The 20176-nt window shown below is 66.2% G+C and carries 16 protein-coding genes and 2 pseudogenes; 5 read left to right on the top strand and 13 right to left on the bottom strand.

Features of this window, described 5'->3' with window-relative positions:
- Nucleotides 1-7 precede the first annotated feature (7 nt).
- Nucleotides 8-1270: an adenosylmethionine--8-amino-7-oxononanoate transaminase gene (locus CSW59_RS07835; RefSeq protein WP_099443506.1), complete on the bottom strand. Its 1263-nt coding sequence runs from the start codon at nt 1268-1270 to the stop codon at nt 8-10.
- 72 nt (nt 1271-1342) lie between these two features.
- Between CSW59_RS07835 and bioF the strand changes: the two genes are divergently transcribed.
- Together bioF and bioD are read left to right on the top strand one after the other, a co-directional pair.
- The gene (bioF, locus tag CSW59_RS07830) at nt 1343-2497 is read left to right on the top strand and encodes an 8-amino-7-oxononanoate synthase (protein ID WP_099443505.1); all 1155 of its coding nucleotides are present in this window, start codon (nt 1343-1345) and stop codon (nt 2495-2497) included.
- Nucleotides 2494-3150: a dethiobiotin synthase gene (gene bioD / locus CSW59_RS07825; protein WP_099443504.1), complete on the top strand. Its 657-nt coding sequence runs from the start codon at nt 2494-2496 to the stop codon at nt 3148-3150. The genes bioF and bioD overlap by 4 nt, the downstream gene beginning before the upstream one ends.
- Nucleotides 3151-3153: 3 nt before the next feature.
- On the opposite strand, the gene CSW59_RS07820 is transcribed toward bioD, so the two are convergent.
- Nucleotides 3154-4008, bottom strand: coding sequence for an NAD(P)-dependent oxidoreductase (locus tag CSW59_RS07820; protein WP_099443503.1), 855 nt, complete (start codon nt 4006-4008; stop codon nt 3154-3156).
- Between the two features lie 114 nt (nt 4009-4122).
- Here CSW59_RS07820 and CSW59_RS07815 point away from each other — a divergent pair.
- Nucleotides 4123-5021 (top strand): annotated as a pseudogene (locus CSW59_RS07815) (flagellar motor protein MotB).
- 99 nt (nt 5022-5120) lie between these two features.
- Nucleotides 5121-5960 carry an arginyltransferase gene (locus CSW59_RS07810; RefSeq protein ID WP_099443502.1) on the top strand — a complete coding sequence of 280 codons (840 nt, stop codon included), beginning with the start codon at nt 5121-5123 and terminating at the stop codon, nt 5958-5960.
- Nucleotides 5961-5963: 3 nt separating this feature from the next.
- Here the strand turns inward: CSW59_RS07810 and CSW59_RS07805 are convergent, their stop codons facing one another.
- From CSW59_RS07805 to era, 10 genes and pseudogenes are all read right to left on the bottom strand, one after another.
- The gene (locus tag CSW59_RS07805; protein ID WP_099443501.1) at nt 5964-6731 is read right to left on the bottom strand and encodes an SDR family NAD(P)-dependent oxidoreductase; all 768 of its coding nucleotides are present in this window, start codon (nt 6729-6731) and stop codon (nt 5964-5966) included.
- 12 nt (nt 6732-6743) lie between these two features.
- The gene (locus CSW59_RS07800; RefSeq protein WP_099443500.1) at nt 6744-7679 is read right to left on the bottom strand and encodes a nitronate monooxygenase family protein; all 936 of its coding nucleotides are present in this window, start codon (nt 7677-7679) and stop codon (nt 6744-6746) included.
- Nucleotides 7676-8638 (bottom strand): zinc-binding alcohol dehydrogenase family protein, encoded by a 963-nt coding sequence (locus CSW59_RS07795; RefSeq protein WP_099443499.1) that lies wholly within the window; start codon nt 8636-8638, stop codon nt 7676-7678. The genes CSW59_RS07800 and CSW59_RS07795 overlap by 4 nt, the downstream gene beginning before the upstream one ends.
- Before the next feature lie 37 nt (nt 8639-8675).
- Nucleotides 8676-9983, bottom strand: a complete 1308-nt coding sequence (locus CSW59_RS07790) for a serine hydrolase (protein ID WP_099443498.1) — start codon at nt 9981-9983, stop codon at nt 8676-8678.
- 200 nt (nt 9984-10183) lie between these two features.
- A pseudogene (locus CSW59_RS07785) lies at nt 10184-11586 on the bottom strand (serine hydrolase domain-containing protein).
- Nucleotides 11583-13862, bottom strand: a complete 2280-nt coding sequence (gene parC / locus CSW59_RS07780) for a DNA topoisomerase IV subunit A (RefSeq protein WP_099443497.1) — start codon at nt 13860-13862, stop codon at nt 11583-11585. Before parC ends, CSW59_RS07785 begins: the two are co-directional and overlap by 4 nt.
- Nucleotides 13863-13923: 61 nt before the next feature.
- Entirely contained in the window at nt 13924-15513 is a 1590-nt protein-coding gene (locus CSW59_RS07775) for an alkaline phosphatase (protein ID WP_099443496.1), read from the bottom strand.
- 51 nt (nt 15514-15564) lie between these two features.
- Complete coding sequence (recO, locus tag CSW59_RS07770; RefSeq protein ID WP_099443495.1) at nt 15565-16296, bottom strand: DNA repair protein RecO; 732 nt, start codon at nt 16294-16296, stop codon at nt 15565-15567.
- Entirely contained in the window at nt 16297-17148 is an 852-nt protein-coding gene (locus CSW59_RS07765) for an arylamine N-acetyltransferase (RefSeq protein ID WP_099443494.1), read from the bottom strand. It lies immediately after the preceding gene.
- Nucleotides 17141-18091 (bottom strand): GTPase Era, encoded by a 951-nt coding sequence (era, locus tag CSW59_RS07760; protein ID WP_099443493.1) that lies wholly within the window; start codon nt 18089-18091, stop codon nt 17141-17143. The genes CSW59_RS07765 and era overlap by 8 nt, the downstream gene beginning before the upstream one ends.
- Nucleotides 18092-18206: 115 nt before the next feature.
- On the opposite strand from era, the gene CSW59_RS07755 reads away from it, so the two are divergent.
- Nucleotides 18207-19472, top strand: a complete 1266-nt coding sequence (locus tag CSW59_RS07755) for an Nramp family divalent metal transporter (protein ID WP_099443492.1) — start codon at nt 18207-18209, stop codon at nt 19470-19472.
- Nucleotides 19473-19476: 4 nt separating this feature from the next.
- Here the strand turns inward: CSW59_RS07755 and rnc are convergent, their stop codons facing one another.
- Nucleotides 19477-20172, bottom strand: coding sequence for a ribonuclease III (rnc, locus tag CSW59_RS07750; protein ID WP_099443491.1), 696 nt, complete (start codon nt 20170-20172; stop codon nt 19477-19479).
- Nucleotides 20173-20176: the final 4 nt, after the last annotated feature.

Genomic DNA, 20176 nt, shown 5'->3' with positions numbered 1-20176 from the left:
TCGCGGCTCAAGCCGCGCCGACCACCTTGCGGACGGCCGATGTCAGCAAGGCGAGGTCCTCGTCCAGCGTCGTGAAGGCCGGCGTCAGATAGACCACCTTGCCCATTGGACGGATCCAAGCGCCAAGCTCGGCGAAACGCGCGCAAAGGTCGCCCACCGCCACCGGCGCTTCGAACTCTACGACGCCGATCGCGCCCAGGATCCGGACGTCGACCACGCCTTTGCCGCTCCAGCACGACTCAAGCCCTTCGACCAGCGCCGCGCTGACCCGTTCGACGTTCGCCGCCCAAGCGCCATCCACGAAGAGGTCCAGCGAGGCGTTGGCGGCCGCGCAGGCCAGCGGATTGGCCATATAGGTCGGCCCATGCATCAGCGCCGCGCCCGCGTCGTCCGACCAGAACGCCTCGAACACCTTGCGCGAGGCCACGGCGGCCGACAGCGGCAGAGTCCCGCCAGTCAGGGCCTTGGACAGGGTCACGATGTCCGGCTCCACACCCGCTGCCTGCATGGCGAAGAGGGTTCCGGTACGGCCAAAGCCGGTGAAAATCTCATCGAAGATCAGCAGCACGCCGTGCTTGTCGGCGAGCCGGCGCAGGGTTCTCAGCACGTTTGGCGAGTGCAGCAGCATACCGCCCGCGCCCTGCACCAAGGGCTCGACCAGAATGGCCGCGATCTCGTGTCCCCGCTCGGCCAGCAGGGTGTCGAGCGCGGCCTCGCTCTCGGCGTCGCGCGGCAGGTCGGCGATGACCTGGGCCGGCATGACGCCGGCGAACAGGCTGTGCATGCCCTCCTCCGGGTCGCAGACCGTCATCGTCGCCAGGGTGTCGCCGTGATAGCCGCCCCGGAAGGCCAAGAACTTGGTCCGCCCCGCGACCCCGCGATTGATCTGGAACTGCAGCGCCATCTTCATCGCGATCTCGACCGAGACCGAGCCGCTCTCGGCGAAGAAGACGTGGTTCAGATCCCCCGGCAGCAAACGCGCCAGACGCTCGGCCAGACGATAGGCTGGCTCATGCGCCAGGCCGCCGAACATCACATGAGGCATGCGGTCGATCTGGGTGCGCAGAGCCTCAGCGATATGCGGGTGATTGTAGCCGTGGCAGGCCGTCCACCACGAGGCTAGGCCATCGACCAGCTCTCGACCGTCCGCCAGTACCAGCCTCGAGCCCCGCGTCGCCACGACCGGCAGCGGCGGCCGGGCCGTCTTCATCTGGCAGTAGGGACGCCAAACGTGCGAGGCTCCAGCGGTCAGCCAGTCGGGATGGGTCATGACGGTTTCCGTTTGCGGACTCGGGGCGCCTTGCCTATTCCCGCGCACCAGCCACGGCAAACGGGAAACGACATGCAAAGCCTCGACGCCTTCGCCGGCGGCAAGCTGGCGGCCCTGGAAGCCAAGAGCCTTCGACGCTGGCTCAAACCCACCCGCCGCCACGACGGCGCTGTCGTCGAGCGCGACGGCCGACGGCTGATCTCGTTCTCCTGCAACGACTATCTGGGCTTGTCACAGCATCCCGAGGTGCGCGCGGCGGCGGCGGAAGCCGCGCTGAACTACGGCGCGGGCGCGGCGGCCTCGCGCCTCGTGACCGGCGACCACCCACTGCTGGGCGATCTGGAGAAACGTCTGGCTCGCCTGAAGGGAACCGAGGCGGCGTGCGTCTTCGGCTCGGGCTATTTGGCCAACACGGGCGTCATCCCCACGCTGGTCGGGCCGGGCGATGTCATCTTCATAGACGCCCTGGCCCACGCCTGTATCTGGGCTGGGGCGCAGCTGTCAGGCGCCAAGATCGTCAAGTTCGCCCACAACGATGTCGCCGTCCTGGCCCGACTGCTGGAGGCTGAACGCCCCCTCGCTCGCCACGCCTTGGTCGCCACGGACGGCGTGTTCTCGATGGACGGCGACATCGCGCCACTGGACCAGTTGTCCGACCTCTGCGCCCGTAACGACGCCTGGCTGATGAGCGACGACGCGCACGGCGTGGGGGTTCTGGCGGAAGGTCGTGGCTCGGCCGCCCTGTTCCCAGATGCCGAAATTCCCTTACAGATGGGCACCCTGTCGAAGGCGCTGGGGTCGTATGGCGGCTATCTCTGCGGCTCCCGGGTCGTCGTCGATCTGCTGAAGACCCGTGCTCGAACCCTAGTCTACGCGACGGGTCTGCCTCCTGCCTCCGCTGCGGCGGCCCTGACCTCTCTGGACATCATCGAAAGCCAACCAGACCTGACCGCCCTGCCCATAGGCAAGGCGCGCCTTTTCACACGGCGGCTGGACTTGCCGGACGCCCAGAGCCCGATCGTGCCCGTGGTGCTCGGGGGCGCCGAAGCCGCGCTGTCCGCCTCGGCCGCGCTGGAGGCGCAGGGCTTCCTCGTCGTCGCCATCAGACCGCCCACGGTGCCAGAAGGCACGGCTCGCCTGCGCGTGGCCTTCAACGCCGCCCACGAGGACGCCGATGTGATCCGCCTTGCCGACGCTATCGCCGCACTGCGCGAGGTCTTCACATGAGAGCCTTCTTCGTCGCCGGAACCGGCACCGATCTTGGCAAAACCCATGTCGGTTGCGCGCTGCTAGAGGCTGCTCGGGCGCGCGGCCTGAGCGTCGACGCCTTCAAGCCTGTCGTTAGCGGCTTCGATCCGGAAGCGCCGGAAACCAGCGACCCCGCGCGACTCGCCGTCGCGCTCGGACTTCCTAACGCATGGGCTGAGATCTCGCCCCGCCGCTACCGCGCGCCGCTAGCGCCGAACCTAGCCGCGCGACTGGAAGGCGATGCCCTGCGGATGAAGGACCTTGTCGCCGATTGCCACGCCTGGCTGGCCGATCGCGACGCCAACCTCGCGCTCGTCGAGGGCGCCGGCGGGGTCATGTCACCGATGACCGACGACGCCACGAACCTCGACCTGATGGCGGCCCTTGGCCTGCCGATCCTGCTGGTCGCCGGCAGCTATCTCGGCACTGCAAGTCACCTCCTGACCGCGCTGGAGGTCCTGCGGGCGCGCGGCCTTACCGTGTCGGCGATCGTGGTCAGCGAAAGCCTCGACGCGCCAAACCTGGATCAGACCGTCGAGATGCTGCGCGCGTTCGAGCGGCAGACACCGATCCTCGTCGCGCCTCGCAAGGGCTGGGACGCCGCCGAGCTGGCGGATGTCCTGCTCGGCTAGCGCCTACTTCTCGAGGCGCGCCACGAGACTAGACGTATCCCAGCGGTGGCCGCCCATCGCCTGGACCTCGGCGTAGAACTGGTCGATCAAGGCAGTTCCCGGCAGCTTGGCGCCGTTCGACCGCGCTTCGTCCAGCGCGATGCCCAGGTCCTTGCGCATCCAGTCGACGGCGAAGCCGAACTCGAACTCACCGCGCGCCATGGTAGGCCAGCGGTTCTCCATCTGCCATGACTGGGCCGACCCCTTGGAGATGGCCGCCAGCACGTCGTCGGTGGGGAGACCCGCGCGCTTAGCGAAGTGCAGCGCCTCGGCGACGCCCTGGACGACGCCGGCGATGGCGATCTGGTTGCACATCTTGGTCAGCTGGCCCGCGCCGACATCGCCCATCCGGCGGACGGCCTTGGCGTAGACCTCGATCACGGGCAGCACGCGGTCGTACGCGGCCTGGTCTCCGCCAGCCATGATGGTCAGTTGTCCGTTCTCGGCGCCGGCCTGCCCGCCCGAGACCGGCGCGTCGATAAAGGCCCGCTTGCTCGCCGCGGCCAAGGCGGCCATCTCGCGCGCGACCTTGGCGGAGGTGGTGGTGTGGTCGACGATCACGCCGCCCTCCGCCATCGCTGGCAAGGCCTGCGCCACGACGTCGCGGGCGTCGTCATCGTTGCCGACGCAGAGCAGCACGACTTCAGCGCCCGAGACCGCCTCGGCGATCGTGGCGTAGGCGAAGCCGCCATGCTTCTCGGCCCAGCGGCGCGATTTTTCAGGGCTGCGGTTGTAGACGGCGACGTCATGGCCCACCGCCTTCAGATGTCCCGCCATCGGAAAGCCCATGACGCCCAGGCCGATAAACGCCGTCTTCATCGCAAACTCCTAGAGTGAAGCCTGGGATTACGCGGCCAAGACCGGCTATCGCAACCCCATCTTAACGACCTTTCGGCAGGTTGCGGGTCACTCGGTTAAACAGGCTTAAGCACGATGGCGGTTAGCGGCGAGCAACCGATCCTCATCAAGAAGGTGAAGAAGGTCTCGGGCGGCGGCCACCACGGCGGCGCCTGGAAGGTTGCCTATGCCGACTTCGTGACCGCGATGATGGCCTTCTTCCTGCTGATGTGGCTGCTCAACACGACCAGCCCCGAGCAAAAACAGGGCATCGCTGATTATTTCGCGCCCGCCTCGATCTCATCGACCACCAGTGGCTCCGGCGGCATTCTGGGCGGCACGTCGCTGGGTGATGATGGCGCCAAGTCGGACGGCAAGATGTCGGCCATCCAGCAGATGGCTCCGGAGGTTCCGGACAACGTTGAAAAGGACGGTCAGTCCACCGACACGGCCAACCTCTCATCGGCCAGCGAGCAAGCGCTGCGCGACGCCCTGGCCAGGAAGGAGCAGGACAGCTTCGCCTCGGCCGCCCAGTCGCTGCGCCAGTCGCTGCAGGACATGCCCGAGCTGGCCGAATTGTCGAAGCAGATCCTGATCGACCAGACCCCGAGGGGCTGCGCATCCAGCTGGTCGACCAGGAAGGCCGCTCGATGTTCCAGGAGAACTCGAAGGTTCCAAATGACCGCGCCCGCATCCTGCTGCGCGCGGTCGCCAAGGTCATCACCCAGCTACCCAACCGCGTGACCGTCTCCGGCCACACCAGCGCCAGCGCCTACGGCAAGAAGCAGGACGGCGACTGGTCGCTGTCGGCTTCGCGCGCCGACGCCTCGCGCCAAATCCTGCGCGCTGCTGGCGTCGATGACGACCGCATTTATCAGGTTTCAGGCAAGGCCAATTCCGAGCCGCTCTACGCCGACGATCCGACCTTGGCCGGCAATCGGCGCATTTCGATCGTCCTGCTCCGCGAAAAGCCAGTTCTGCCTGACGGTCTGTGACCGTTAGCCGCGTTGGCGCGCGGCGAAGCTTGCGCAACCGGACGCAATGCCCCCTAATCCACTAAGGGGCGCATTCAAGCTAGAGGGGACCGGGCTTCCGTGACGCAGCACTTTCCGACGCGACAGCTTCGGTTCTTCCTGACCGCGCCCACGCCGTGCCCGTATCTCCCAGGCCGTGAGGAGCGGAAGGTGTTCGCGCATCTACCATTGTCAGACGGTCCTACGGTAAATGACAGCCTGACCCAGGTCGGCTTCCGCCGCTCGCAGAACATCGCCTATCGCCCCGCTTGCGAGACCTGCCGGGCTTGCCAATCCGCGCGCGCCCCCACGGGCGAGTACGTTCTGTCACGATCCGAGCGGAAGGTTCTGAAACGGAACGACGACCTCGAACGTCACCTCGTCGAGGCCGAGGCGACCCTCGAGCAATTCGAGCTGCTGCGTCGCTACCTGCTGGCCCGTCACGCCGACGGCGGTATGGCCGAGATGACTTGGCCAGACTACGTCGCCATGGTCGAGGACACGGCTGTTCGTACGCACTTGATCGAATACCGCCGCAAGTCTCAAGACCGCGGCCCCGGCGACCTAATAGCCTGCGTGTTGGTTGACGTTCTCGCCGACGGTCTTTCGCTGGTCTACAGCTTTTACGATCCCGATGAGACCCGTCGCAGCTTGGGCTCCTTCATCATCCTAGACCACATCGTCCAGGCTCAAGAAAGCAACCTCCCGTACGTCTATCTAGGCTACTGGGTGCCGGGTAGCGAGAAGATGGCCTACAAGGCGCGCTTCTCGCCGCTGGAGATCCTCAAGCCCGGTGGCTGGTCGCTGATGTCGGCCCGCGAACGGGGCGCCCGCCCGCCCGCCTTGCGCAGCGACGCCAAGGACGCTTGCGACCTGCCCCTAAGCGACGCCCAGCCCGCGGACATCGAAGAGCTGGGCTAGAGCTCAACGCGCGAAGCTGACACCTCCGTCGACAGTGACAGCGCCTCCCATCACATAGTCGCCAGCTCGCGAGGCCAGATAGATGGCCGCACCCGCCATGTCTTCCTCCTCGCCGATACGGCCGGCAGGGATCATCTTGGCGACGGCGTCGGCATGATCGCGCGCGACCTTGTTCATGTCCGACGCGAAGGCGCCCGGGGCGATGCAGCTGACGGCGATGTTGTCGGAAGCCAGACGCAGGGCCATCCGCTTGGTCATGTGCAACAGGCCGGCCTTGGAAGCCCCATAGGGATAGGTCTCGTCCTTGGTCACCGATTGTCCGTCGATGGAGGCGATGTTGATCACCTTCGCCACCCGGTCTTTGGCTGCCGCGCGCAGCGGTTCGATCAGCGCCTGGGTCAGGAAGAACGGGGTCTTCATGTTCAGATCGACGGTCTTGTCCCAGCCGGCCTCCGGAAACTCGTCGAACGCCGCGCCCCAGGCCGCCCCGGCGTTGTTGACCAGGACGTCGAGCTTGCCCTCGCGCTCCTTGATGCGATCGGCCAGCCCCTGGATGCCTTCCATCGTCGAGATATCGCCCGGCAGCGATACGCAATCGCCAAACTCGCTGAGCGCCTCGGCCGCCGCGTCGCAGGCCGAGGCCTTGCGGGCGGTGATGTAGACGCGCTTGGCGCCGTAGGTCAGGAAGCCCTTGACGATCATCGCGCCGATGCCGCGCGAGCCGCCGGTCACCAGGGCCACGCGGCCTTCGAGCGAGAACAGGTTCTGCATGTCGAAAATCCTCTAGAAGCCGCGCGCGGCGGCCAGGGCGCCCAGGCGCCCGCAAATGTCGTGGAACTGGGAGACCGTCTCGTCGATGATCTCCTGAATGGGTTTCACCGCGTCGATCAGGCCGACGGTCTGCCCCGCAAGGGCCGGTGCGGCCTCCATGTCGCCGCCGAAATAGACCTTGAGGATGTTTTTCAGCACGTCGGGCGGCATGACGCCGGCGTCGTGGATCTCCTTGGTCAGCTCCGACTTGATGGCGCGGATGCAGGGGCTGGCCTTCTTGTTCAGCACCCAGGTGCCCGTCTCCTTGGCGCCGGTGATGGCCGCCTTGTAGTTGGCGTGCACCGGGCTCTCGGCCGAGCTGACGAAACGGGTGCCCATCTGGATCGCTTCCGCCCCCAGGGCGAAGGCCGCCGCCATGCCGCGCCCGTCGCAGATCCCGCCGGCGGCGACCAGCGGCACGTCGACCTTGGCGCGGATCGCCTGCAACAAGACGAGGGTCGAGACCTCCTCGGGGTTCTTAAAGCCGCCCCCCTCGGCGCCTTCGACCACGAGGCCGTCGACGCCCGCCTCGACGCACTTCACCGCCGCATCGACGGTCGGCACGGCGTGGTAGACGACGATACCGGCGTCCTTCAGAGGTCCGATGAACTTGGCCGGACTGCCGGCCGAGGTCGTCACGAACTTAACCCCGCTCTCGCAGACGAACCGCAGCATGGCGTCGTCGCGCAGGAACAGGATCGGCAGGTTCACACCGAACGGCAGGCCGCTGGCCGCCATCTTGGTGATCTCGGCCTTGCAGTTCTCCGTTTCGCCGGACGAGGTCTCGATGATCCCGAGGCCGCCCGCGCGGGAGACGGCGCTCGCCAGGGGATAGCGGGCTATCCATCCCATCGGAGCCTGGATGATCGGATACTTGGCGCCCGTATGGGCCAGGACGCGGTTGCTCATGGGATCAACAACACCCGGCCAACGGCCTGGCGGCTCTCGATATAGGCGTGGGCGGCAGCGGCCTCGGACAGCGGGAAGGTCTTGTCGATCACGACCTCCAGCTCGCCTCGCGCAGCCTGTTCGATCAGCTCCTGGATCATGTCATGGACGCGATCGGTCATGATCTCCGCCCCCAGGAACACCCCCGTCAGCGAGCGGTTTCCAGCCATCAGCGACGAGACGTCGACCTTCATCGGCTCCCGGCCGGCGTTGCCGACCAGCGAGACGCGGCCGCGGTAGCCTAAGGCACCGAGGCTGCTCGCCAGCGTCGCGCCGCCCACAGGATCGACGACAAGGTCGACGCCCTTGCCGCCGGTCAGACTCATGACCTGCTCGACGAGGTCGTCACGGCTGTAGTTGATCCCGTGGTCGAGGCCGAACACCTTGAGGCGTTCCAGCCGGTCATCGCTCGAAGCCGAAGCCAGCACCGTGGCTCCGGCCTTTTTGGCGAGTTGGATCGCGGCGATGCCGACCGCTCCCGCGCCGGCCTGAACCAGCACCGTTTCGCCCGCCTTGAGACGTCCGGCGCCAAAAAGGCACTCATGGGCGGTCCCGAAGGGCACGGGGATCGCCGAGGCCTTGTGGATGTCGAAGCCTTCGGGGATCGGCCAGGCGTTCCGCGAAGGCACGGCTCGCAGCTCGGCGTGCGATCCGAAGGCGTTCACCGTGACCACCCTCTGGCCGACCTTCAGGTGACTCACCTCGGCGCCGACCTCGACGATCTCGCCGGCGGCCTGATAGCCGACGACGTGGGGACTGCCCGCCATCTGGCCGCCGCCGCGATTGAGCGTGTCGCCGCCCTCGATGCTCACGGCTTCGACGCGGATGACCACGCCTTGTGAATGGCAAACGGGGTCCGGAACGTCCTCGTAGCGAAAGACGTCCGGCGCCCCGGTCTCGTAATAGACGGCGGCCTTCATGTGGCGTTGCTCCCTAACGTTCTTATGGCCGACGAGCCTATTTGCCGGGGTCTTTCAACGCGTCGTAGACAAGCTTGGCGCTGTCATCGTCGATGTCCTTGATGGCCGGATCGCCGTCCTTGTTAAGGATGTGGATCATGCCCAGGAAGAAGAGGTCGTTCTTGGGGTCGATCCAGAACCAGGTGCCGGCCGCGCCGCCCCAGCTGAACGTCCCATCGCCCTGCGGCCCCGCCTTGGCGCTGTCCAGCACGACCGCGAAATCGAGCCCAAAGCCCCGCCCCCTGGCCGTGTTGAACGGCGGGACGTCAGAATTCATGATCGTGTCGCTCAGCGCATTGGTGCGCATCAGCTTGACGGTCTCGGGCTTCAGGATGCGCTTGCCGTCCAGCGTCCCTCCGTTCAGCAGCATCTGGGCGAAGCGGGCGTAGTCGGCGTTGGTCGAGACGAGACCACCACCGCCCGAGGCCATGGCCGGCGGCTTGGTGATGTCCAGCACCATGAAGCCGCTGGCGGGGACCAATTTCTGCTCCTTGGGGCTCCAGAGGTAGAGCGAGGCCAGGCGGTCCATCTTCTCGCCCGGCAGCCAGAAGCCGGTGTCGGTCATCTTCAGGGGCTCGAAGATCCGAGTCCGCATGAAGTCGCCGAGCGACATACCCGACAGCTTCTCGACGATCAGCCCCTGGATATCGACCGAGATGCTGTACTTCCAGCGCGTGCCCGGCTGGGCGACCAGTGGCAGTTCGGCGATCTTGTCGACGAACTCCTTCTGCGTCCGAGCCGCCAGCACGTTCCGAGCATAGGCCTTGTCGATGGCGTTATCTGGAACCAGGCCATAGGCGAAGCCGCCCGAGTGATTCATGACCTCGCGCATGGTCGGCGGACGGTCGGCTGGGACGGTGTCGAACGAGCCGTCCGGATTGACGCCCTTGAAGACGCGCAAGGACGCGAACTCGGGGATATACCTGCTGACCGGGTCGTCCAGCTTCCACTTGCCCTCCTCATAGAGGATCATCATGGCGACGCCGGTGACCGGCTTGGTCTGAGAATAGATGCGGAAGATCGTGTCTTTGGTCATCGGCGGGCCATCGAAGCCCTTCTTGCCGTGAACCGCGTAGTTCACGACCTTACCGTGACGAACCAGCATGGTGGTCACGCCGGGCAGATGGCCAGTATCGACTAGGCCCTTCATGTGCGCGTCCAGCTTGGCGAGACCCTCGCGGGTGAAGCCTACGCTTTCAGGAGCCGCCGCGACGAACGCCTCAGACTTTGGCGCCGCCGCCAACGCGGGACCGCCCGCGACCAGGGCCACCGCCAGAACGGTCCCGATCAGTTTACGAAACGCCAAACCACCCTCCCGAACACATGTTTGACACGACCTTAGAGCGCGTGTTCGCCGGTTGAAACCGCTTTTTCACGACGCGACCAGCTCCTCCCGTCGCACTGAACCATGACGATTGTTCAAGGCGGAGCCGAGTGATCTGAACCACGGCCTTTGGCGTCCAGCTATGCCAACGCCCCCTGGCCTTGCGGAGGGAGGCAGCTTCTTTAGCGCGCCAGGGCTGGTTTGTTCGCGGCCTTGGATGGCCTTGGCGTCTGCGGCGTCCCCATCGCGATTTCGGGCGGACGCTCAATCGCTTGGTAGACCAAGGTGCGTGACTGGGCGTCCAGACCAGGCCCCACGCCCCCCAAACGCTGGATCATCCCGATGAAGAACAGATCGTTCGTGGGGTCGATCCAGAACCAAGTGCCCGCGCTGCCACCCCAGCTGATCGTCCCCGGCCCAACCGGCGCGCCCGACGCGGCGGGATCGACAGCCACCGCCACGTCCAGGCCATAGCCCATGCCGGCCGCGAAGGGGAAAGGACGCGGCCCTGGTTTCAAGACGCCCGTTGTGCCGTTGGAGGTGACAACGAAGCCCGGCGGCAGATGGTTCTGCGTCATCAGGGCCACGGACTCGGGCCTGAGAATCCGCCCCCCTCGAGCTCGCCCTTGTTCAAGATCATCTGAGCGAAACGGGCGAAATCGCCGGCGGTCGACAGAAGACCCCCGCCGCCCAAAGGCGCGGCCGGCGGGCGACTGACGTCCCGCCATGCGCCCTCCACGGCGGGAACAAGCCTCCCCGTCGCCGGATCGCCGTCATAGAGCGCGGCGAGTCGCCCCATTTTCTCGGCGGGTACGTAGAAGGCGGTATCCTTCATGCCCAGAGGCGCGAAGATGTTCTCTTCCATGAAAACCGGCAGGCTCTGGCCCGAAAGCTTCTCGACGATATAGCCTTGGATGTCGGCGGCGACGCTATAGCGCCATAGCTGGCCAGGCTCGGAGAACATGGGCAGGTCCGAGACCTTTCGCACCAGCTCCTCCAGCGACCCAGATTGCAGGACGCCGGCGCGATAGTAGGCCTGATCCGGCGGGCTGCTGGGATCGTCGGCTATACCATAGGCGAAGCCAGCCGTATGGGTCATCAGCTCGCGCATGGTCGGCGGCCGCGAGATCGACGTCAGGATCGGCTGGCCCATCGCGTCGACACCGCTCGCGACACGGAGATTGGCGAACTCCGGCACGTACTTGCTGATCGGATCGTCCAGCTTCCAGAGGCCCCGTTCGTACAGGATCATCATGGCTACGCCCGTGACCGGCTTGGTCTCGGAGCGGATGCGGAAGATGGCGTCCATGGGCATGGGCTGTCCGCCCAGCTCGCGCGTGCCGAAGGCCTTGGCATGGATGACGCGGCCGTGACGAGCCAGCACAGCGACGCCGCCGGCGATCTGGCCGTGATCGACCATCGTCTGCATGTGCTCGTCCAACCGTTTCAGGCGCTCGGCGCTGAAACCCGCCTCCTCTGGCTTGGCTTGCGGCAGGGCCAGGGCTGAAGACGCGGCGACGGCCGCGCAGCCAAAGACGCCAGCCAGGAAGCTCAGCGCGCGGCGACGCAGCCGTCCAGCCTTCATTTCGGCTTGAACCGCTTGTTGGTGGCGAAGCCCCTGGGCGCCAGCTTGCCCGCGCCCGCTCGGCGGCCCACCCATTCCTTCCACTCGGCCCAATCGCGGCGGCGGCCGGCGGTGTCGATCCAGTAGGCGCCGGTCTCGGCGTTAAAGGACAGACCGTCACGCAGGCCGCCCTCGCGGTAGGCCTGCAGCTTGACGCCCTTGCCGCGCGGCATTTCCGGCAGCTCCTCGATCGGGAAGATCAGGATCTTGCCGTTGTCGCCGATGACCGCCAGTTGGTCGCCCACGGCTTCCATGCAGAAGGCCGCACCGGCCGCGTCGACGGTCAGCACCTGCTTGCCGGCCTTGCGGTTCGCCAGCGCTTCTTCCTCGGGCATCAGGAAGCCGTAACCCAGCTTCGAGGCCAGAATGCGCTTGCGGCCCGCCTTGAATGGGAAGACGTCGATGATCTTCACCTTGTCGTCCAGCTCGATCATCATGCGCACCGGCTCACCATGGCCCCGCGCGCTGGGAAGCTTATCGCAGCCGATGGTGAAAAACCGGCCATCGCTGGAGAAGATCAGCAGTTTGTCGGTCGTCTCGGCCGGGACCAGAAAGCCCAGCTTGTCGCCTTCCTTGAACTTCAGTTCGGACGGATCGTCGACCTTGCCCTTGGCGGCTCGAATCCAGCCGCGCTCGGACAGAATGATCGTGATCGGCTCGCGGACGATCATCGCCTCGATGGCCGCGTCGGCGTCCACAACAGGCGCGTCGGCGAAGATCGAGCGCCCCTTGGCGCCCGTCGGACGAGGCTTGTCCAGCGGATGGTTGATCTTCAGCAGGGTCTCGCGGACCTGACCCAGGCCCACGCCGACCAGCTTCCACTGCTTCTCGTCGCTGGCCAGCATGGCCAGGATGCCGTCGCGCTCCTCGACCAGCTCGGCGTGCTCGCGGCGGATCTCCATCTCCTCCAGCTTGGCCAGCTGGCGCAGACGGGTGTTGAGAATGGCGTCGGCCTGGATGTCCGTGAGACCGAAGGTCTCGATCAGTTTCTCCTTCGGCTTTTCCTCATAGCGGACGATCCGAATGACCTCGTCGAGGTTCAGATAGGCGATCAGCAGGCCGTCCAGGATGTGCAGACGGGCTTCGATCTTGGCCAGGCGGTGGCGGGCCCGGCGGGTCAGCACCTCGCGGCGGTGGGCCAGGAAGGCCATCAGGGCCTGCTTGAGGCCCATGACGCCCGGCGTGCCCCGCGCGTCGAGCACGTTGATGTTGACCGGGAAACGGCTCTCCAGCGCCGAGAGCTTGAAGAGGCTCTCCATCAGCACTTCAGGCTCGACGTTCTTGGACTTGGGTTCGAGGACCAGACGGATGTCCTCGGCGCTCTCGTCGCGGACGTCGCCCAGCAGCGCGGCCTTCTTGCTGTCGATCAGGTCGGCCAGCTGCTCGACCAGATCCGACTTCTTCACCTGGTACGGAATCTCGGTGACGACGATCTGGTAGGTGCCGCGACCGGTGTCTTCCTTCTCCCACTTGGCGCGGATGCGCACGCCGCCGCGGCCGGTCTCGTAGGTTTCCAGCAAGCTCGCGCGCGGCTCGACGATGACGCCGCCGGTCGGGAAGTCCGGCCCTGGGACCTTCTCCAACAGGTCTTCGGTCGTCGCGTCGGGATTGGCCAGCAGCAGTTGGCAGGCGTCGATCAGCTCGGCGGCGTTGTGCGGCGGGATCGAGGTGGCCATGCCCACCGCGATGCCCGACGAGCCGTTGGCCAGCAGGTTCGGAAAGCCCGACGGCAGAACCAGCGGCTCCTCGTCCTGGCCGTCATAGGTCGGCTTGAAGTCGACCGCGTCCTCGTCGATGCCGTCCAGCAGAAGCGTCGCCGCTTCCGTCATCTTGCACTCGGTGTAGCGCATGGCTGCGGCGTTATCGCCGTCGATGTTGCCGAAGTTCCCCTGCCCCTCGACCAGCGGGATGCGCTGGGCGAAGTCCTGGGCCAGACGGACCAGGGCGTCATAGATCGACTGGTCGCCGTGCGGGTGGAAGTTACCCATCACCTCGCCGACCACCTTGGCGCACTTGCGCGCGGCGGCGTCCGGGTTCAGGCGCATGTTGCTCATCGCGTACAGCACGCGACGGTGCACGGGCTTGAGGCCGTCGCGCACGTCGGGTAGCGCCCGGGAGCCGATGGTCGAGAGCGCATAGGCCAGATAACGGCGCGACAGAGCCTCGGTCAGCGGCTCATCGAGAATGCGGTCGCCGTCGTCAGGGCCGCCGGGGGGAGGAAGGACAGGTTTGTTCATCGAGGGGATTCGTTACTCCGAGGCCGGAGTCTAGCAGAAACTGGCCCGATGATTCGACCCATCAGGCCTGGGTAATCCCCGGCTTTCCGGCTTCCGCCGCCCATTTGGCCCGCGTCGACAGCTTGCCATCACGTCGCGTGATGGCATCCAGCACCTTGAACTCGGTCACGAAGGCCTTGGGGGTCACATCACAGATGGCGTAGCCTCGCTGAGCGTTATTGAACTTCAGCATCGGGCTGGCCTTCTGGATCGCGGCCATGTCGGCGCGCTGGTCGATCCCATCGCCGCCCGAACTGATCGAGGTGACGACGAACTCGGCGGCGATCGGTGGACCTTCCGGCTTGGCGCCATCGAGATAGACTTCGCCCGCGTAGTTCTGATGCTCGTCGCCAGTCAGGACCACGACGTTGCGGACCTTGCGGTTGCGGATCTCGTTCAGCAGTCGCGCGCGCGGCGTGCGATAGCCGCCCCAGCTGTCGAGGTTGTAGCCGACCTCCGGCCCTGAGACGCGATCCAGGTCCATCAGCATGACCTGCTGGGCGAGCACGTTCCATGTCGCTTTGGAGGCGCCAAGGCTGTTATACAGCCATTTTTCCTGCTCCGCCCCCAGCACTTGAGCCGCCGCATCATCAACGCCGGGACAGGTTACGCCATAACGATCACCGCACGGCTGGTCGCTGCGGAACTGGCGGGTGTCGAGCAGATTCAGATCCATCAGTCCGCCGAACGCCGCGCGGCGGTGAATGCGGATAGAGGGCCCCGAGGGGAAGCTCGCCGCGCGCAACGGCATGTTTTCATAGTAGGCCTGAGCAGCCGCCTGGCGACGCAGGAGGAACACTTTAGGATCGACACCATTGGGATCATGGTCGCCGACCCAGTTGTTCTCGACCTCATGGTCATCCCAGACCGCGAACCAAGGCGCGGCCGCGTGGGCGTCCTGCAGGTCGGCGTCCATCTTGTACTGGGCGTAGCGGCGGCGGTAGTCGTCGAGGCTGTAGACCTCTCCGCCAAAGTGCTGCCGAACGTTCTCCACCGGCCCATCGGCGCTGTTCCAGATCCGGTTGCCGCGGCCCTCATAGATATAGTCGCCGTAGCAGAACACGAAGTCGGGATTCTCGTCGGCCAGGCGCCGGTGAGCGGTATAATAGCCCTGCTCGTAGTTCTGGCAGCCGACGACGCCGAACCGAACCCTGTCCACGGCCGCGCCCCAGGCTGGCGTGGTGCGCGCCCGGCCGGTCAGGCTGCGTTCGCGGCCCGCGATGAAGCGATACCAGTAGTCCCGACCGGGCTGAAGACCGCTGACCTCGACATGCACCGCATGGCCCAACTCCGGCGGCGCGACCGCGCGCCCCTTGGCGACGATGTTGCGCATGCTGGGCGCATCGCCGACTTCCCATTCGACGGCGACAGGCGCGCTGGGCATGCCGTAACCGATCTCCAGCGGTTCGGGCGCGAGCCGCGTCCAGATCACGAAGCCGTCCGGCGACGGATCACCCGACGCTACGCCCAGCTGGAACGGATAGGTGGCGAAAACCGCCTGGGCCAGGGCCTTGCCACTCTCCATCGGAATGGCCAGCGCGGTGACCGCCGCGCCGCCGAAGACGGACAGCAGGCGCCGACGGCTGAGGGCGTAGCGATCAAGAACAGACATCAAGCGGCTCCGAAACTTCCGTTTCGGGATAAACCGCATTTGTGACGCTTCTTAAAGCCGTCTCGCCTCGACAAGGCGGTCAAGCAGCCAAAGCCGCGCCGGGGGCAGCGGCCTGTTCAGCGGTCCGAACACGAACTGCTCAAGGAAGTGGCCCGTGATATCCAGACCCGCCTTTACATCGCCTTCCGTCAGCCCTCCCTGTGACGACAGCATGAACGGCGGCAGCGGCAGCAGTTTGTCTTGATAGGGCCGTCCGGCTTCGCGGCTTACCGCGCGACCAGTGCGCGGGCTGACATAGACGAGGTCATCAAAGGCGCCTGTGGCGGCGCACCTGGAGAGATCCAGGCCAAAGCCCAGTTCCTGCAGCAGCCCCGCCTCGTAGCGGACATAGACCGCCGGCCAGATCTCGGGAATCTCCAATACGCGGATCAGGGCCTCCAAGGCGTAGAAGGCGCCTGGATGGGCTTCCCGTTCCGGCAGGGCCGCAGCGGCGACGGCGGCGGCGGCCGAAAGCCCCGCAAGCGCCAGGCGGTCATCGAACAGCGATGAGGGCCCCTCGCCCATCGGCTCCAGGCTGGCAGAGCCCAGTTGGTCGGACACGCGAGCGCGATAGCGCGCGATCACTCGCGCGCCTGGCTGCAAGAAGGGCTTCATTCGGCGCGAGGCGGCGCCAGCCACGTGGGCGGCGAACTTGCCGCGGTCCTGGGTCAGCAGTTCGACGATCGCACCGGTCTCGCCGTGCGAGCGCGCCGAGAGGACATAGGCTTCGTCCTCCCACTCCATCTAAGACGGCGTCCCCCAGGCCACGACCTTCCCCAGAACAGGACGCCAGTCGGGCGCGACCGGCAGGCCGATCACGTCTCGCAGGGTCGCCTCCAGCTCGTCGACCGAAAGGTCGCGCTGCTCGACCACGGCGCCGGTGACGTCGCGATGGGTGAAGCGGTTGTTCTTCAAGGCGTAGCGCGCGATCGGCGTCGTGCGCCCAACGGTCATGCTCCAGGTAAAGTGGGAGCTGGGATGGGTGTAGGTGAAGAAATTGGCCTGCTCGTAGTCGACCTCGGCCCACGCGCCTTGCGACACCTGATAGAGCGGAGCCCAGCGGCCCGAGAGATCGGCCAGGACCTGACGCTCGGCGACGCCGTTGGTCTGCGTATCGACAATCCGGAACGGACCGTGCGGACTGTCCTGGACCTCATCCGAGAACAGGCGCAGCGGCGCGGTCAGGACGCAGCCGCCAAAGCCAGCGTCGGCCAGCCAGGTTTCGCCGTCAATCGTCACGCCCAGCACCTGGTGCGAGCGCGGACGCGGCGGCGCGCCTTCCGGGGCCATCCACAGTACGCGGGCCATCAGGCCCTCGACCTGGAAACCCAGCGCCTGCAACACGCGCTTCAACAGCCCGTTCTGCTCGTAGCAGTAGCCGCCTCGCCCGGCGCCGATCAGCTTGGCGTCGACATCGCTGGGGACAATGCTGATCCCACGCCCCAAGAGGACGTCGAGGTTCTCGAACGGGATGGCGTCCGGGTGGCGGAAGGCGATGGCCCGCAGCGTATCCAGGGTCGGCTCGCGCGGGCCGTCATAGCCGATACGCCGGAAATAGGCGTCCAGGTCGACAGCTGGGGCCGGCGCGTCAAACATCGAAGTCGAGGCCAATGTCGCTGAACAGGCCGCGCTCCTCGGCCCAGTTCTCTTTGACCTTCACGTGCAGGAACAGATGAACCTTGCGGTCGAGGATGTCGCACAGCTCCTCGCGCGAGGCCTGGCCGATCCACTTCAAGGTCTGACCGCCCTTGCCGATGACGATGACCCGCTGGCCTTCGCGCTCGACCAGGATGGTCTGCTCGATCCGGACCGAGCCGTCCTTGCGCTCCTCGAAGGCGGTCGTCTCGACCGTGGCCGCATAGGGCAGCTCCTCGTGGACGCGCAGATAGACCTTCTCACGGGTGATCTCGGCGGCCAGCAGACGAGCCGGCAGGTCGGCGGTCTGGTCTTCCGGATAGAGCCAGGGGCCCTCGGGCATCATCGAGACCAGCTTGGCGGTCAGGTCCTCGACACCCGCGCCGGTCGAGGCGCTGATCATGAAAACGTCGGTGTAGACGCCGGTGTCAAAGAACTCCTTAGCGACGGCCAGCAGGGTGTCGCGCTTGATCCCGTCGATCTTGTTCAGCGCCAGGATCACCTTGCGGTTGGCGGCCTTGAGACCCTCTATGATAGTCTGGACGTCCTGGGCCGAGCGGTATTCGCCCGGCGTAGCCTTGTCGGCGCGGCTGGCCAGTTCGGCCTGAACATCGACGAGGTGGACGGTGGCCTCGGCTTCTTCGGAGCCGGCCCAAGCGGCGCGGACCATGGCGCGGTCCAGGCGGCGGCGCGGGCTGAAGATGCCGGGGGTGTCGACGAGGACGATCTGGGTGTCGCCAGCGATGGCGACGCCGCGTACGGGGAAGCGCGTGGTCTGGACCTTCTGGGTCACGATCGAGACCTTGGCCCCGACCATGCGGTTGACCAGAGTGGACTTGCCGGCGTTCGGCGCGCCGATGATGGCGGCGAAGCCAGCGCGAGTTTGGGAGGTGGTTTCAGTCATTGCGCGTGCGTGTAGCACCAATGGATCGGAAAATCCCGCCCCGCCTGCCTTGTGATCGCCGCTAAGCTGGGCATTGGTCTTCCCATCGCCCCGGCGTAACGGATTCGGGAAACGCATGAGCTCGCCAGAATCGGTCTCGCCCAGGCCCAAGCTCCTGCGCACCCTAGGCCCCGGCCTGATCACCGGCGCGGCGGACGACGATCCCAGTGGCATCGCGACCTACTCCCAGGCTGGCGCGCAGTTCGGCCTCAACATGCTGTGGACGGTCGTGCTGACCTATCCGCTGATGGTCGCCATCCAGTCGATCAGCGCTCGCATTGGCCGGGTGACCGGTCATGGCCTCTCGACCAATCTGGCTAAGGTCTTCCCGAGCTGGGCGGTGACGAGCCTTGTCGCGCTGCTCTTCATCGGCAACGCCATAAATATCGGGGCCGATCTTGCCGCCATGGGCGCCGCGGCCAAGCTGGTCACGGGCTGGAACCAGCACGTCATGACGGTCGGCTTCGCGGTCGCCAGCCTGCTGCTTCAAGTCCTGGTGCCCTACCACCGCTACGTCAAGCTACTGAAGTGGCTGACCATGGCTCTGTTCGCATACGTGGCCGTGGTCTTCACCGTGAAGATCGACTGGGGCCAGGTCGTGGAGCACACGATCCTGCCGCAACTGCCCAAGAGCAGCTGGATCGTCGTGGTCGTCGCCGTGTTCGGCACCACCATCAGCCCCTACCTCTTCTTCTGGCAGAGCTCCGAGGAGGTCGAGGACGAAGAGGCCAAAGGCGAGGCGCCGCTGATTGAAGACCCGACCGACGCGCCCGAGGAACTGAGGCGCATCCGCTGGGACACCCTGGTCGGTATGGGCGTGTCGAACCTGATCGCCTTCTTCATCATTCTAACGACCGCCGTGACCCTGCATACGCAGGGGATCACCAACATCCAGACCTCGGCCGAGGCGGCGGAAGCGTTACGTCCCGTCGCCGGAGATTTGGCCTTCTTCCTGTTCGCGATGGGCGTCGTCGGCACGGGCCTGCTGGCGGTGCCGGTCCTAGCGGGATCGGTCGGCTACGCGATAGGCGAGTTGCGCGACTGGAAGTGCGGGCTGGAGCACAAGCCCACCGAGGCCAAGGCCTTTTACGGCGTCATCGCGACCGCCATAGTCCTTGGCCTCGTGGTCGACTATTCTGGCTTCGACCCGATCCAGGCGCTGTTCTGGAGCGCGGTGATCAACGGCGTCATTTCGGTGCCGATCATGGCGGCGATGATGGTCGTGGCCAGCCGCAAGGCTCAGATGGGCGACTTCGTGGCCACGCCGCTTCAGAAGGTCTTCGGCTGGCTGGCGACCGCCGTGATGGCCGCCGCCGTCCTGGGCATGTTTATCGCGTTCTAACGCCTCAGCCCGCCCGCTCGCGCTCAAGCAGAGACTTGGCGGCGGCCTTCTCGGCCTCTTGCCGGGATTTGCCCTTGGCGATCGCTGGATCGACGCCGCTCACCACGACTTCGACGGTGAAGACCGGCGCATGGTCGGGACCGGTGCGGTCTAGCACGCGATAGGTCGGCAGCGGCCGTCCCTTGCCCTGGGCCCATTCCTGCAAAGCGGTCTTGGGATCGCGCGGACGCCCCTCGCCCGCACGGTCGAACTCGTCGGCCCAGAGGTTCAGGAATACACGTCGCGCGGTGTCTAACCCGCCGTCCTGATAAAGGGCCGCCATCAGGGCTTCGGTCGCGCCGGCCAGGATCGACTCGGTCTCGCGCCCACCGATCTTGCTCGACGAGGCCGAGAGCCGCAGCGCCGGCCCCAGCTCGGCCACCCGCGCCACGCGGGCGCAGGTCTCGCGACTAACCAGAGCGTTCAGGCGCGGCGCCAGCTCGCCTTCCTTAGCCTTCGGAAACCGCTGGGCCAGGGCCTCGGCGGCCAGGAGGCCAAGCACGCGGTCGCCGATGAACTCCAGCACCTCGTTGTCGCGGACCTTCTTGGCCCCATCGCCGACACTGGCGTGAGTCAGGGCGCGTTCAAGCAGTTCGCGATCCTCGAACTGGTGACCGATCCGGCGCTCCAGGTCGCCTACTGCGGCGGCGCGCCTATCCATGGCG

Source organism: Caulobacter sp. BP25 (assembly GCF_002737755.1).
Taxonomy (GTDB): domain Bacteria; phylum Pseudomonadota; class Alphaproteobacteria; order Caulobacterales; family Caulobacteraceae; genus Caulobacter.
This window is presented reverse-complemented; position numbering and strand designations above follow the sequence as displayed.